Genomic DNA, 14,778 nt, shown 5'->3' on the forward strand with positions numbered 1-14,778 from the left:
TTATGGCGACTTTGGTTTGGGACATCGTTCCCAATGATTTTAGTATTACGACTGGAAACGGTTCTTGGAACAGTTACACGGCAAACTGGACGAATGATTTTGGAATAACACAAACCACCTTTCTACCGGGCGACCGGGTCCAATTTGACAACATTTTCAACACCGGAAATTTCACAATTCTGGTGGAGGAACCGGTCGCGCCCGGCCGCATTGACTTTTTGTGGGACGGAATAAACGTCTTTAACTATACGTTCGACGGTGCGCCCATAACGATCTCGGAAAATATCACGGCACTTGGCACTGGCCGTGTCACGATCAACAATCCGATTGTGGGCAGCACGAGCTTTCAGGTTCAGGACATCTCCGACTTCCTGTTAGGCGGCATAAGCACCCACACTGGCACCATGGACTTAATCACCACTGTCACACCTGTTCGCGTAACAGTGATGAGCACTGCTAGCTGGGCAGGCACAATTGAAGTCAATCCCAACACGACACTGGACAACGATGGTACGGTCGGCACGGTTGTCATGGACGGCGGAACCGTAAGGAATTTCGGGACCATCTCTGAACTAACATATTTGGGCGGGACCGTCGAAAACAATCCAGTGCTTGGAACGATCAACCACCTGTCACTGGGGCTGAACAATCCCTTTGCTTCGGGTCCACCAACGCCGTTTACCATCGATTTATTTGAACGCATCGGCAATGGTTCGGGCCGGGCTGTGACCGGTGACTATAGTGCAAATACCCTGACCGTAAATGGAGAGCTGCGCGGCGATGCGCATATGAGAGGCGGCACGGATTCAATGACCGTCAGTGCGGGTGCAACGGTGTCTGGCGACATCAGAGGCGGAAGCGGCAACGATACCATCTCGGCCAGCGGGACCGTGACGGGCGATATCCATGGCGCGCGAGATGCCGACACGATTAACATCTTCGGGACTGTGAATGGCCGCATTGGCGGCGGCGGCGGCAATGACACGATCACAGTGGGCGGTTTTGTTTCTGGACGGATCGCGGGGCATTCCGGCGATGATACAATAGATGGAACGGGCGCAGGAACGGCCCTTTTCGAAAACGGTGGTTCGGGAAATGACAGTCTCGTTGGCGGCGGCTTTAGCGACACGATCATTGGTGGTTCTGAAAATGACACTCTGATTGGCAATGGCGGAAACGACCGACTGCGCGGCGACGCAGGAAACGACTCTATTTCCGCTGACGCCGGTGATGACACGCTTTTTGGCGGGGCGGGCAGCGACACATTAACGGGCGGTACTGGTTCTGACCGGTACTTTTACTCGGACACCAGCCAATCTGCGGCGGGTTCGTCCGTGGACACGATTGTGGATTTCGAGGTCGGCACAGACACAATCGTTCTGGCCGGTATCGATGCAGACACGACAGCCGGCGGCAATCAGCGGTTTGACTTTATCGGCACGGCCGCGTTTTCCGGAACCGCGGGTGAGCTGCGCATAGAAGCCGGGGTCGGAACGACGACGATTCTGGGCGATACGAACGGGGATTCTGTTGCAGATCTTCAGATCAACCTTTTCGGAAGTCTGTCCGTGACCGCTGGAGATTTCATCTTATAACGCACTTTACGCGCGTGCGGCCCTCGGCTACCCTCCCCGGATAGTTTAATGCTAAACATATCCTGGGGAGGAGACGCCCATGGCGGCGCGAAAGACCACAGCCAAACCCAATGTTTCGGCCGATGAGCTCAAGGCATATTACCGCGATATGCTTCTGATCCGGCGTTTCGAAGAAAAAGCCGGCCAGCTCTATGGAATGGGATTGATTGGCGGGTTCTGCCATCTCTACATCGGGCAAGAAGCCGTGGTTGTGGGGCTCGAAGCCGCCGCAGAAGAAGGCGACAAACGGATCACCTCCTATCGCGATCATGGGCATATGCTGGCTTGCGGCATGGATCCTGATGGCGTCATGGCCGAATTGACCGGCCGCGAAGGCGGTTATTCCAAGGGCAAAGGCGGCTCGATGCACATGTTCTCGAAAGAGAAGCATTTCTATGGTGGCCATGGCATCGTTGCAGCGCAGGTACCATTGGGTGCGGGTCTGGCATTTGCCGACAAGTACAAAGGCAACGGCCGGGTCACCTTTACCTACTTTGGCGATGGTGCGGCGAACCAGGGTCAGGTCTATGAGACGTTCAACATGGCTGCTCTTTGGGATTTGCCGGTCATTTTCGTCATAGAAAACAATCAGTACGCCATGGGGACCGCACAAAAGCGATCCACGTCCACCCCGGATCTCTACACCCGCGGCGAAGCCTTTGGCATCAAAGGCGAAGTGGTCGATGGCATGGATGTGCTGGCAGTCAAGGCGGCTGGCGAAAAGGCCGTGGCGCACTGCCGGTCCGGCAAGGGTCCGTATATTCTGGAGATCAAGACCTACCGCTATCGCGGGCATTCCATGTCCGATCCGGCCAAGTACCGGACACGCGAGGAAGTGCAGAAAATGCGCTCGGAGCGGGACCCGATCGATCATGTGCGTGACCTGCTGCTGCAAGGCAAACATGCAACCGAAGACGATCTCAAGGCGATCGACAAAGAGATCAAGAAAATCGTGTCCGACAGCGCCGAATTCGCGCGCACCAGCCCCGAGCCCGCGCTCGATGAGCTTTGGACTGACATTTACGCTGACGCCTGAGGAGAAGAGCAGACAATGGCTACCGAAATACTCATGCCCGCCCTCTCTCCGACCATGGAAGAAGGCACCTTGGCCAAATGGCTGGTCAAAGAAGGCGATACCGTTTCGTCCGGCGATGTGATTGCCGAGATTGAAACCGACAAGGCCACCATGGAATTCGAAGCGGTGGACGAAGGGATCATGGGCAAGATTCTGATCCCCGAGGGTTCTGCAGACGTCAAGGTGAACACCCCCATCGCTGTGCTGATCGAAGAAGGCGAGAGCCTTGCCGACGCCAGCGCCGCCCCTGCCCCAAGCGCGGTTGAAGAAACGGCTCCGGCTCCTGCCGCTGCAGCCGCGCCAAGCGCACCGGCCACCCCGGCCCCCGCTGCTGTGGTGGCAGAACCGGACTGGCCCGAAGGTACAAAGGTCAAACAGCAAACCGTGCGCGAAGCCTTGCGCGATGCCATGGCCGAAGAAATGCGTGCCAACGATAACGTATTTCTGATGGGCGAAGAGGTTGGCGAATATCAGGGCGCATACAAGATCAGCCAAGGCCTGCTGGACGAGTTTGGTGCAAAGCGTGTCATCGACACGCCGATCACCGAACATGGTTTTGCCGGGATCGGTGTCGGGGCAGCCTTTGGCGGGTTGAAACCGATCGTTGAGTTCATGACGTTCAACTTTGCGATGCAAGCCATTGATCAGATTATCAATTCGGCAGCCAAGACGCTTTATATGTCCGGTGGCCAGATGGGTGCACCCATGGTTTTTCGTGGCCCCAATGGCGCGGCCGCCCGCGTTGGCGCCCAGCACAGTCAGGACTATGCCGCATGGTATGCTCATATCCCCGGCTTGAAAGTTGCGATGCCCTATTCGGCCTCTGACGCCAAAGGGCTGCTCAAATCCGCGATCCGTGACCCGAACCCGGTGATCTTTCTGGAAAACGAAATTCTTTATGGCCGCAGTTTCGATGTGCCAGAGCTGGAGGATTTCACGGTGCCTTTCGGCAAAGCCCGCATTTGGCGCGAAGGCACGGATGTCACACTGGTGAGTTTCGGGATCGGCATGACCTACGCGCTCGAGGCGGCGGACAAGCTGGCCGAGGACGGTATCAGCGCCGAAGTGATCGATCTGCGTACCCTGCGCCCGATGGATACTGCAACGGTGATCGCATCCGTTCAGAAGACCAACCGCTGCGTGACGATCGAAGAAGGCTTTCCCGTGGGAGCCATCGGCAATCATATTTCCGCGGTGTTGATGGAACAGGCCTTTGATTATCTGGATGCGCCGGTCATCAACTGCACAGGCAAAGACGTGCCCATGCCCTATGCAGCAAACCTCGAGAAACATGCACTGGTCACCACGGCTGAGGTTGTCGAAGCCGCAAAATCGGTCTGCTACAGATGAAGTCGAGCCCGCTTTGCAGCCGCGATGAGGGTCGGGAAATCTTCTTTACTGCCACCGATGGGCAGCGGAAGTTTCGCCTGACTGTGTCGCGGGCAATGCTGGACGCCATTCTTGGCAACCACGCGAGCGAGCCAGACCGCAAAGCATGGGTGAAGACCCGAAAGACTGAAATACTCGCGCTGATCGAAGGCCACGCCGAGGCGGATACTGGCCTTTCCAGCGTCGCAGTAGAGGAGATTTCCTAATGCCCACCGAAATCCTGATGCCCGCGCTGTCGCCAACCATGGAGGAAGGCACGCTCGCCAAATGGCTGGTCAAGGAGGGGGACACTGTTGAGTCCGGCGATGTGATCGCCGAGATCGAAACCGACAAGGCCACAATGGAGTTCGAAGCTGTCGATGAAGGGACGATTGGAAAAATCCTGATTGCGGAAGGCACGGCAGACGTCAAAGTGAACACCCCTATCGCGGTTCTGCTAGAAGAAGGTGAAAGCGCGGCGGATATCACCGCCTCAGAGGCCACAGCGCCAGTGGCGCAGGCCTCTGCGGACGCCGAGGCGGCCCCGGCCGGGGCCCCCGAGAAGTCCGCCCCGCCCCCGATTGCAGTATCCAGCGACGCAAGCCGGGTTTTCGCGTCGCCACTGGCGCGCCGCATCGCCGCCGACAAAGGCATTGACCTGAGCCAGATAACCGGCAGCGGCCCGAGAGGACGTATCGTCAAGGCCGATGTCGAAGGCGCCAGCGCCTCACCTGCTCAGGCTGCTGCCGGAGCGACCGCCGCAGCAGGATCTGCACCCGCCCCCGGCGGGCCTGCCGTTGCACCGCCGCAGGTCAGCGCCGACGCCGTCGCGCGCATGTACGAAGGCCGCGCGTATTCCGAGTTTCCGCTTGATGGCATGCGGCGCACAATTGCGGCTCGGCTCACGGAGGCGAAGCAGAGCATCCCGCATTTCTATTTGCGGCGTGACATCCGGCTGGACGCTCTGCTGCAATTCCGCAGCCAAATCAACAAGCAGCTGGCTGCGCGCGAGATCAAGCTTTCTGTCAATGACTTCATCATCAAGGCCTGCGCCAATGCCCTGCAACAGGTACCAGAGGCCAATGCCGTCTGGGCTGGCGATCGTATCCTGAGACTGGAGCCATCCGACGTTGCCGTTGCAGTTGCCATTGATGGCGGTCTGTTCACACCGGTCCTGAAAGACGCCCATCAGAAATCGCTTTCTGCCTTGTCGTCAGAAATGAAAGATCTCGCGTCACGGGCGCGTGACCGCAAACTCGCCCCACACGAATATCAGGGGGGCAGCTTTGCGATCTCGAACCTTGGCATGATGGGGATCGAGAATTTCGATGCGGTCATCAATCCTCCCCACGGGGCAATCCTTGCCGTGGGCGCTGGTGTCAAAAAGCCTGTTGTGAACGAAGACGGCGCGTTGGGCGTAGCGACCGTGATGTCTGTCACTCTGTCCGTGGATCACCGGGTCATCGACGGCGCACTGGGGGCCGAGTTGCTCGCCGCGATCGTGGATAATCTGGAAAATCCTATGGCTATGCTCGCCTAAGCCGGCCTGTCATGGCCAAACAGGTTTTCCGAGCCTCAAAATCGCAAAAGCCCCCGACCAAACATCGGGGGCTTTTTGAATTTTTGGCTCGGCAGATGGCCGATCAGGCACCACCGCCCAGAAGCTGGTCCATCGAGATCGAAGGCTGCGAGCATCCGGCTTCGCCGACGATCTTGGCTGGCACGCCCGCAACGGTTTTACATGGCGGCACAGCATTCAGCACCACCGATCCGGCAGCAATGCGCGAGCAATATCCGACTTCGATATTTCCGAGCACCTTCGCACCTGCACCGATCAGAACGCCGTCGCCGATTTTGGGATGCCGGTCTTCTTCTTCCTTGCCAGTCCCGCCCAGCGTTACCGAGTGAAGCATCGACACATTGTCCCCGACAACTGCGGTCTCACCAATCACAATGGAATGCGCGTGGTCGATCATGATGCCTTTGCCGATCCGGGCGGCAGGGTGAATATCAACACCAAACACCTCGGAACAGCGCATCTGGAAGAAATAGGCCAGATCCTTGCGCCCTTTGCGCCACAGCCAGTTGGCAATGCGATAGGCCTGAACTGCCTGAAAACCCTTGAAGAACAGCAGCGGCTGCATGAAGCGATGACAGGCGGGATCGCGTTCATAAATGGCCATGATATCGGCCCGCGATGCCTGCGCAAGTTCCGGATCGTCGCTGAAGGCTTCGTCGCAGATTTCCCGCAAGATCTGGCCACTCATCTCACCGTTCGACAGCTTTTGCGCGATACGATGCGCCAGTGCGAGATCGAGCGTTGCATAGTGCAGGATAGAATAGTGCACCATTCCGCCCAAGAGAGGCTCGGTCTTGACCGCGTCTTCGGCCTCTTGCTTGATACGCGTCCAGACCGGGTCAACTTCGGCCAATTCAGGGCGTTTTTCTGCCATGGGTCCACTCCTTTGACGTGGGCTTTATAGCAGATAGGCTTTGGCAGGCGAAACGCAAATCCGTGATGGAGGGGATTTCGAAAATGGATGAAAGGGTTTTGCACCGGTTTCGCGATCTGATCCATCAGCGTATGCGCGCCCTTGATGAAGAAGATGCGCTTGGCCAAGAGGGTCAGAACACCGTGACATTGGACCAACAGGCCATTGGCCGCCTGTCCCGGCAGGATGCCTTGCTGAGTCAATCCATGGCCAAAGCAACGCAGGCCCGCCGTGATGCAACGCGCCGCGCGCTTCATGCGGGACTAGTGCGTCTAGACGAAGGTGAATTTGGTTATTGCGACGATTGCGGTGAAGAGATTGCCATCAAACGCCTGGAACTGGATCCCACCGCCTCGCGCTGTATTTCCTGTGCATCAGGTTGATCGAGACAACGCAGCGCCCTTAGGACATCAATCAGGCATTCGCGGAAATCGGCGTTATCAACCCGTGCCTCGCTAACTTGTTCATGGGCTAACGCGGCAGCCATAAGCGTTCCGCCACCGAAAACTGGGTGCAGCCGATTGTTGCGCTGCCTGTATGCATCGGCAACCATAGCAGCGCCGACCAGGGATTGCGCATGTGCAAACCTGACATGCGGCGGCACAGCCAAACAGGCACGGGCCGCCGCAAACAAATCATCTGGCAAAACGGGTCTCATCCAATGGTGACACGGGCAAATGGCCCGGGGCCATAACGGGCCGAAATTTGCGCAACCGCAATCTCAAACCCCGCGCTTGCGCCATCTTCCCCTTGCTGCGCGGCGCTGTATTCCCAAGTCGGAGAACTCACTTCGGCCTCGCGCAGGACGGTATCATTTTGCGAAACGCGCACCAGATATCGTTCGGCCTCTTCGCCTAGTGGAACCTCGGTAAGATCCCAGGAGTCCCCCTCAACGCGCGTTCGTCTGATCCACTGGACTGCCAGATCGTCCACGCCGGTCACCTTCAGGTGGGCGGGTCGATAGGGTCGCAGCCCATTGCCATCAAATGCTTCAATCCGCTCAATATAGGTATCATCATCCAACGGTCGGCGCGCTGGACCAATGCGATAGTATCGGGCGATACGGCGCTGCGCTGCTGCCAGGGTGATCTGAGCCGGCGCTCCATTCATTAAAACCACATAAGACCCCGCAGGCCATTCGCTCGGCATCGCGCCATCAGTCCCGGCCTGCCCTCTCAATCTGTGCGCCAGCAGCCATTGCCCGTCTTCCAGCAAAGTCACGTCGCGAAACTGAAACAACTCCCAGTTACCGGCACTGCCATCCCCAATAGCCATCAGGTTCTGGCCCGCCAGCAGCTGTGCATCATCAATCGATTGCAAGGAGCCCGACGCCAAACGAACTTGCAGCGCTGCCCCGCGATCGATTACCCCGGCTTGCGCCGCAAAGAGCGGCGTTTCCGTAATTCCAATAATGCTGCGCTCTGCAATAATGTCATTGAGCGCGTAGTCTGAGTCCGTGGGCGCATCATAAATGGCCACCGTTCCTGGCCATGGATCAGCTGTCAAAGCCAGATGGGGCGCGTGGGCCACCTCGTCGCCTGACATCAGTGGCAGATCCATGAAGAATGGAGTAACCGGCACAGCGGGTGTAAAACCGCGCAATTCTGCGCCATCGTCTATGTATTCTGACGGCTCAAACAGGTCCGGCTCGATCCGCACTGCGTCGATGATTTGTCGATCAAGGACCTCCACACGGTCAATCCGCGCCAGCACCGGCCCAGATTTGGCAGGCAATTCGACAATGTCGCCAGCCCCCAGCGCCAGTTGAGACGGCGGCAACGCAAAGCGAAGAGTATCGCGGGCAAGGCGCGACTCAGCCAGCCAGCGTTCCGTTGTCTGGCGCCCCTCGCCCCGCGTCATGACCAAGGCCAGGTCTGTTTCCGCAACCGCGTGGGTGCGCTCGTCCGGTAAAACCGTCTCTTCGGTAGCCACCTGATGGTCGGCGTCAGCCAATACAAAACCGACGCGAACACGTCCGGCCATTTCGGCTTCGCCTGCGCGGCTTTCCGACAAATCACCGTCAACCTCGTCTGAAATCGCCAAGGCTTCTGAAGGCAGCGCATGCGCACGCAGCCCGTCACGCATTCTGAAAACGAGACACCCATCCCGTTCAATGGCGTCAAATCCATAGGCCAGCATAAGCGGTTGCAATGCTCTGCGTGCATCCGAAACATCCGGTACGGCATATCCCCGAACGTAGCCATGCAACGCACTGGTATCTATATCGGAAACGCCAACGCGGTGGCAGATTTCCCGCACAACCGAAGCCAGCGTTCGGCCCGACGTACGGCCGGTAATCCAGTGCCCACGCCGATAATTCGGTCCATCCGACCACAGTTCGTCATTCCCGGGAAACCAGGGGTAAGGACGCGCATCCCATGCCCAGACGAAAGCATGGGCCGTGTCGACCATCGCAGCGCCATAGGTTTCCGAAACCGGATTGTTGGCCTCATCACTCCAATAATCGTACATCGCACGCAAATATTGGTGTTGGATCAACTCATCCCGAAGCCCGTTGGAGTAATAGGGCAATGCGGATTCCGACGATTTTGGATCCAGGAACTTGTTTGGCTGGTTGGTGCCTTTGTCGATTGCGGCACAGCCAAGTTCAGTGAACCAGATCGGCTTTGAGCCGGGCACCCATTCTGTTGGGTCATTGGCGCGCACGCCTCCGGTGCGAGGATAGTGCAAATTTGACCACCAGTTCCGGATATCCTTGTAGCGCCAGACCCAGTCTTCGCCGTAGGCGCCGTCCACAATTTCAGTCCTGCGTTGTGCGTCTCGCGCCTCCGGACTGTCGTAGTACCAATCAAAGCCCTCGCCCCCGGCGACATTGGACTTTAGATACTCCGGATCATACAGCGACGCCCAAGCGGCATCCGCGTGGTCCTCTCCGTCACGCCAATCCGACAGCGGCATGTAATTGTCGATCCCAATGAAATCGATGTTGGCGTCTGCCCAAAGCGGATCAAGATGGAAATAGAGGTCCTCGCTTCCGTCCTGAGGATGGTAGCCAAAGTACTCCGACCAGTCCGCTGCGTAGCCAATCTTTACATCAGGGCCCAAAAGCACCCGGCATTCAGCCGCAAGATCCCGCAATGCCTGAACGGCCGGAAAGCCCGCCAGACCGCGAATTTGCGTAAGGCCTCGCATTTCCGAGCCGATGCAAAAGGCTTCTACCTGCCCAGCCGCACTGCAAAGGGCCGCCTGATGCAAAATGAACCGCCGGTAACCCCATTCATCCGGCCCTGAATAGCTGACGCTCTCGCCCTCGACGGCAAAGTCGTTCGCCGTGGCGGTTCCCATAAAGCTTGCAACTTCGCTTTCGGCTGCAGCGGTGCCATCCGGCGACCCATCCCTGCCGGGTGCAATGCTGGTCGTAATGCGTCCTCTCCAAGGCAGCTTTGGCTGATCAACTGCTTCGCTCCATGGATCGGCCAAACCGTTGCCTGGCATCTGATCCATCAAGATGAATGGGTAGTACATCACACTGAGCCCCTGCTCGGTCATGCGATGAATCGATTGAATAACGGACTGGTCGGTTGGCGTGCCGCCGTAAACTGGGCGGCCGTCTTCCTGCGGAACCGGCAACGCATCCCCGCGATGAATACCGCCCGCAGTCCAAGGCATCTTGCCAGCGTCTCGTTCAGTCTGTTCGACTTTGGGCCGGATCTCACAAGTGTTGCAGCGCAAATCACTCCCGAACCAGCTGACAATCAGCGAGACCGACCTGCAATTGGGAAGCTCGTCGGTTAGCTGTTCAAGCGAGGCGTTGAAGTCCGGCTCTTCCGTCGGGGAATTCACGTTGGCAACGGTCTTGCCGCCACTGGCACCTGCATTCAACAGGATATCAGGACCAGGAACCTCTGCTTCGTCTGCTGTTTTCTTGTTCAGATACACAGGCTTGGTCGCAAGCGTGTATTCACCCGATCCGGGCATCATGGCCACGGCCTGCACAGCCAGCGGAACGTCGGCCGTGTCAGTCATCTCTGGCCGGGTAACCTCAAAACTGAACTGAGGCACACGATTGCCAAACTGATTCAGGTCTAGATCCTCGATCACAACATAAGCAATTCCACGGTACGCCGGAACCAGACCAGTCCCCTCCACGGCTTCCATCTTGGCGTCTGGCAATTGATCAGCAGTGCCGCGATAGACCCGCATTGTCAGGTCTTTCAACGGCACCTCAGCACCATCCGCCCAAACACGGTTCACACCAGTGATTTCGCCCTCACACAACGCCAAGGCCAGCGACACGCGGTACCGATACGTCTTGACCTTTGGTTGTGGAGGGGCCCCTTTTCCACCGCCACCGCCACTGGTTTTCGACCGTTCCTCGAATTCCGTCGACCAGATGACGTGTCCACCCACCCGCATGCGTCCATAGACCTGAGCAATCGGCGCACCTTCCCCGGCACCGGATATGCGGAACCGGTCGATCCTGCCGGTTTCCACCGTTTCCGACCCCTGCCCCATGAGACGTTGATCCAGCGCCCGTCCGAGCGATGCGCCAATGAACCGGCCAACAGCCGTCATCGACAACCCCAGCACAGATCCACCCAACGAAGAGCCAATGGCAGCACCCGCCGCCGAAAGTAAAATGGTTGCCATCGGTCAACCCTCCAAAGGAATTTCGAAACGGGCCACAATGCGCCGCGCCCAAGAAGCGCCCAGGGCGCTTTCGATCACGCCGTGGCCACTGTAGGCATGCACAAAACTTGCATCGGCTCCGACTTTCGCCTGAATGCCAAGGTGCTTGGCGACCGATCCGTCACGCATTCGGAACAACAGAACATCACCGGGCATCACAGCCTCCAGCGGTTTCACAGTCATGTAACGAATGCCCGCACGCCAAAGGCGTTCATCGCCCTGCGGCTCGGACCAGTCCATACTGTAGGCTGGCACCTGTGTAGGCTCGGGCCCCACAACTTCACGCCAGACCCCGCGCAACAGCCCAAGACAATCGCAGCCGGCGCCCCGGACCGAAGCCTGATGAACATAAGGCGTCCCGATCCAGCCTCTGGCCGCTTGAACGATCGGGTTCATCGGCGGCTCCCGCCGGTTTTGTTCTTGGCCTGCGTGGCATGCACAAACATCCAGTCTTCTTCGGGAATGTCCGGAAAGCCCTGAAAATTGATGCCATTGTTGAATTTCAAACGGCAGGTCTCGAACCGCTTGTCGCAACCCGCCTCCAGCCGAACCAAAACGCCGGGGTTCATCGACGCGCGGATCGGCTCCCACAATTCAACTACCCGATCCGCCCCTTCAATCCGATCGCGTTTGATTGCGCCACTCAATCCAGCGGCTTCGCCGTCAAGGATCTCAAGGCGGCCTCTTTGAAACCAACCCGGCTCAAAGCTGCCAATACCCGCAAAAATGAACCGGCGCTGATCTTCAACTTGCGCGGCCCCGCCCTCATAGACGTATCCGGGTGTGTCCAAATCGAACCGGCAGGTGGCATCGGCCAAAACAGCACTGCATGGCTTTTGAAAAACACGCCCCACAGGACGATTGAGCGCTTCTGTCAATCCGCGCAACTCGGCGTGAAATGCCCCAGCGCCGCGCCGCAGCTCGCCGATCTGGCCGCGAAACATGATACGGCGCGCGGATACGTCAGCCCAATGCACCAACCATGCGGTCACTTCGGCTTCGTCATAACGCCCGGCGGCGATATCCTCTTCCCGAATAGCAGCATCAGACAGGGCCCCCATCGCTTCGGTATTGTCCACCGAAAGCCCCGTTGCCTGCTGCAACGCTCGTGCACTCAGCCCCGTATCGGCCCGAAATGTGATGCCTGCAAAAGTCAGGTTCCGATCGTGATCGGTAAACCCCATTTGCACACCGTCTTTGCGCCGGACGGCCCAGCAACGTGCCACCTGGCCAATACCACCAGCCAAGTGTTCGTGCAGTGCCTCGGCACCTTCGTTCATACGCCCCATCAGACCCGCACCTCCACAATAGGCACATCCGGCACCTGGCCCGCTTTGAAGCTCGAAACGGACACGTTGATCCGGTCGGTGTCGAAACGCACCGGCACATCAAACTCGAACCCTGCCGTCACATCCGCATCTTGCAGCGGAGCCTCTTCGAACGTGATTACGCCCGTAGCCAGATCAATCTCAAAGTGCACACCTTCACGGCGCTCAACGCTCTGAACAGCCGCCAAAACGGTTCCCTTTACCGGCTTGCAGATCGGGCGCGCGTATTCTGCCGAACCGGATCGATAAGTCTTGATCAATTCAAAACTCTTGGTCGCGCCATCGCCCTTGGCAATCACCTGATCGTTCGGCGACGGTGATTTTGACGGAGCGCAGGACTTGTAGTCGGACCAGTCTTTCCAGCGAAAACCGAACAACTGACCACGTCGGGCTTCGAAAAAGGCGATCAACTGTTCGAGATCGTCCAGCGACCGCAATCCCAATCCAGCATCAAAGCGCCGCCTCGAATGCGCCCAAGGGGTCGCACGCTCTTCGAAACCACTGGTCAGCTCGACGATATCCGTCCGCCGTTCTGGCCCGCCCATGGCACCAAAGCTCAGGTCCGCAGGAAATCGTATTTCATGAAAAGACATTGTTTAGGCCTCCTTAGCGATTGCGCGCGCCACGGCTAAGTGCCCGGCTCATCTGGGCAGCGATTTGCGATTGACTGCGTTGAAAGCTTTGGGCGTCGGGCGTTTGAATATTCATCACCACATGCACGGATTGCCCCCCGCCGGCTGCGCGGACACCCAATTTGCCGTCTGTACCTCGGGTCAGCGGCATGATCGCCTCGGGACCAGCCTCTCCCATCAGGCCCAGCCCTCCGCGCATCGGGAACGTGACCGGGCCATTGACCACACCGCCATTGGCAAATGGCATCACGCGCCCCTGCGCAAAGCTTCCACCCTCTGCAAACCCGAGCAAACCACCGAAAACAGATTGCAATCCACCTGAAAGCAGCCCGCCAAAGTGGTCCGCGACCGGTTTGACCGCTGCACGGTAGGCCGCGTTGATCATGGAGTTTGCGACAACTTGCAAAGCGTCGGACAGCTTCATGCCATCCAGCACAACCCCGTCGATGGCGCGGCTCAGTCCCGCGCTCAGCGTACTCTCCAGCTTGGCCGCGCCCTGGCCTGTCGCCGAAAACGTCTGGTGAATGCGTTTCAGTTCAGCATCAAATTGCGAGGCCATTCCAATGGCACCACCCAAGGATACCTCGAGCGCTTCCACCTGATCGCCAAGATCTTCGACTATGTCCAAATCGCTCATTGTCCCATTTCCTTTCGAAAGTCCGGAAAAGACGTCATCAATTCATGCAGACGGCTTCGACCCATCGGGGCCGCGCCTGCGTTCTCGCCCAGCAACAAACGGAATTCCGCCGGCGTCAGCCCCCAAAACTGGTCGGACGAAAGGCCAAGCCCCTGCATTCCGGCCCGCATCAGAACCGGCCAGTCAAACCCCGCCATTTCTCTGTCCTGCCGCTGCATCCGGAAGCATGAAGGCACGCGCCAAAAGCTCTGCCGCTGCGCGGGCCGCCTGCATCGGTCCACCTTCAATCTCTGCCGTCATCAATTGCGACGCCTGCAGGTCTCGCCCGCCGCCTCGAAGGCCCGCAACGATCAGCGCCAACACATCCCGCGTTGTGAACTTGCCGCTCTCAAACCGCTCCACCAGATCAACAAGCGATCCGCTCTTCAGCCCGGCTTCCAGCTCCGCCAGTGCGCCCAGGCTCAGCCGCATGGCGTGAGGCTCGCCATCGATGGTCAACGCCACTTCTCCTCTCCACGGATTAGCCATTACGCCACCGGCACGGCAGTGAATTGAAGCGCTCCCGCCGAGGCCATGGACACTTCATAGGTCGCCTCACCATTGTGGCTCCCGGCATATTCGATCGAGGTCACCTGAAAGGCGCCTTCCACGGTGCCAAAGTCAGGGATGATTACCTGAAAATCCGGGGTTTCGCCGTCGAAGAAGATCTGACGCGCCCGTTCATCGGTGCCTTCGTCCTTGAACACGCCCGATCCGCTGATATTGGCCGACTTCACGCCAGCGCCCGACAACAGCTCTCGCCATCCACCCTGACTTTCCAGCGTCGTGACATCCACTTGTTCGGCATTGAAACTCACGCGTGTCGCCCGCAAACCAGCCATGGTCTCGAACTGACCATCGCCTGTCAGATCCACCTTGATCAAAAGATCCTTACCGTTCTGTGCACCCATGTCTTCAGCTCC

The 14,778-nt window shown here is 58.3% G+C and carries 16 protein-coding genes; 6 read left to right on the forward strand and 10 right to left on the reverse strand.

What is annotated here, in order from left to right; all coding sequences use genetic code 11:
* The first annotated feature begins 2 nt into the window (after positions 1 to 2).
* From PFY00_RS07965 to PFY00_RS07985, 5 genes are all read left to right on the forward strand, one after another.
* A complete protein-coding gene (locus PFY00_RS07965) occupies positions 3 to 1,595 on the forward strand; it encodes a calcium-binding protein (protein ID WP_271432004.1) in 1,593 nt (530 codons plus the stop codon).
* 79 nt (positions 1,596 to 1,674) lie between these two features.
* Positions 1,675 to 2,670: a pyruvate dehydrogenase (acetyl-transferring) E1 component subunit alpha gene (pdhA, locus tag PFY00_RS07970; RefSeq protein ID WP_271432005.1), complete on the forward strand. Its 996-nt coding sequence runs from the start codon at positions 1,675 to 1,677 to the stop codon at positions 2,668 to 2,670.
* Positions 2,671 to 2,685: 15 nt separating this feature from the next.
* Positions 2,686 to 4,059, forward strand: a complete 1,374-nt coding sequence (locus PFY00_RS07975; protein WP_271432006.1) for a pyruvate dehydrogenase complex E1 component subunit beta — start codon at positions 2,686 to 2,688, stop codon at positions 4,057 to 4,059.
* Positions 4,056 to 4,304 (forward strand): hypothetical protein, encoded by a 249-nt coding sequence (locus tag PFY00_RS07980; RefSeq protein ID WP_271432007.1) that lies wholly within the window; start codon positions 4,056 to 4,058, stop codon positions 4,302 to 4,304. The genes PFY00_RS07975 and PFY00_RS07980 overlap by 4 nt, the downstream gene beginning before the upstream one ends.
* Positions 4,304 to 5,617, forward strand: coding sequence for a pyruvate dehydrogenase complex dihydrolipoamide acetyltransferase (locus PFY00_RS07985; protein ID WP_271432008.1), 1,314 nt, complete (start codon positions 4,304 to 4,306; stop codon positions 5,615 to 5,617). Before PFY00_RS07980 ends, PFY00_RS07985 begins: the two co-directional genes overlap by 1 nt.
* A gap of 103 nt (positions 5,618 to 5,720) precedes the next feature.
* Here the strand turns inward: PFY00_RS07985 and cysE are convergent, their stop codons facing one another.
* Positions 5,721 to 6,530 carry a serine O-acetyltransferase gene (gene cysE, locus PFY00_RS07990; protein ID WP_271432009.1) on the reverse strand — a complete coding sequence of 270 codons (810 nt, stop codon included), beginning with the start codon at positions 6,528 to 6,530 and terminating at the stop codon, positions 5,721 to 5,723.
* A gap of 83 nt (positions 6,531 to 6,613) precedes the next feature.
* Here cysE and PFY00_RS07995 point away from each other — a divergent pair, with 83 nt between their 5' ends.
* On the forward strand, positions 6,614 to 6,952 hold the full coding sequence (locus PFY00_RS07995) for a TraR/DksA family transcriptional regulator (protein WP_271432010.1): 339 nt from the start codon (positions 6,614 to 6,616) through the stop codon (positions 6,950 to 6,952).
* Here the strand turns inward: PFY00_RS07995 and PFY00_RS18990 are convergent.
* The 9 genes from PFY00_RS18990 to PFY00_RS08035 are packed head-to-tail and all read right to left on the reverse strand — an operon-like array spanning position 6,862 to position 14,766.
* On the reverse strand, positions 6,862 to 7,227 hold the full coding sequence (locus tag PFY00_RS18990) for a DUF7742 family protein (protein ID WP_456300435.1): 366 nt from the start codon (positions 7,225 to 7,227) through the stop codon (positions 6,862 to 6,864). The genes PFY00_RS07995 and PFY00_RS18990 overlap by 91 nt on opposite strands.
* Complete coding sequence (locus PFY00_RS08000) at positions 7,224 to 11,180, reverse strand: baseplate multidomain protein megatron (protein ID WP_271432011.1); 3,957 nt, start codon at positions 11,178 to 11,180, stop codon at positions 7,224 to 7,226. The genes PFY00_RS18990 and PFY00_RS08000 overlap by 4 nt, the downstream gene beginning before the upstream one ends.
* A 3-nt stretch (positions 11,181 to 11,183) precedes the next feature.
* Complete coding sequence (locus PFY00_RS08005; RefSeq protein ID WP_271432012.1) at positions 11,184 to 11,615, reverse strand: NlpC/P60 family protein; 432 nt, start codon at positions 11,613 to 11,615, stop codon at positions 11,184 to 11,186.
* Entirely contained in the window at positions 11,612 to 12,499 is an 888-nt protein-coding gene (locus PFY00_RS08010; protein WP_271432220.1) for a DUF2163 domain-containing protein, read from the reverse strand. Before PFY00_RS08010 ends, PFY00_RS08005 begins: the two co-directional genes overlap by 4 nt.
* Before the next feature lie 8 nt (positions 12,500 to 12,507).
* Positions 12,508 to 13,140 carry a DUF2460 domain-containing protein gene (locus tag PFY00_RS08015; RefSeq protein WP_271432013.1) on the reverse strand — a complete coding sequence of 211 codons (633 nt, stop codon included), beginning with the start codon at positions 13,138 to 13,140 and terminating at the stop codon, positions 12,508 to 12,510.
* A gap of 13 nt (positions 13,141 to 13,153) precedes the next feature.
* The gene (locus PFY00_RS08020) at positions 13,154 to 13,816 is read right to left on the reverse strand and encodes a phage tail tape measure protein (protein WP_271432014.1); all 663 of its coding nucleotides are present in this window, start codon (positions 13,814 to 13,816) and stop codon (positions 13,154 to 13,156) included.
* Positions 13,813 to 14,013, reverse strand: coding sequence for a rcc01693 family protein (locus tag PFY00_RS08025; protein WP_271432015.1), 201 nt, complete (start codon positions 14,011 to 14,013; stop codon positions 13,813 to 13,815). Before PFY00_RS08025 ends, PFY00_RS08020 begins: the two co-directional genes overlap by 4 nt.
* Positions 14,000 to 14,344 (reverse strand): gene transfer agent family protein, encoded by a 345-nt coding sequence (locus PFY00_RS08030; RefSeq protein WP_271432016.1) that lies wholly within the window; start codon positions 14,342 to 14,344, stop codon positions 14,000 to 14,002. The genes PFY00_RS08025 and PFY00_RS08030 overlap by 14 nt, the downstream gene beginning before the upstream one ends.
* Positions 14,344 to 14,766, reverse strand: a complete 423-nt coding sequence (locus tag PFY00_RS08035) for a phage major tail protein, TP901-1 family (protein WP_271432017.1) — start codon at positions 14,764 to 14,766, stop codon at positions 14,344 to 14,346. Before PFY00_RS08035 ends, PFY00_RS08030 begins: the two co-directional genes overlap by 1 nt.
* Between the last annotated feature and the right edge of the window lie 12 nt (positions 14,767 to 14,778).

The organism is Thalassococcus lentus (genome assembly GCF_028023555.1).
In the GTDB taxonomy this organism is placed as follows: Bacteria; Pseudomonadota; Alphaproteobacteria; order Rhodobacterales; family Rhodobacteraceae; genus Thalassococcus_A; species Thalassococcus_A lentus.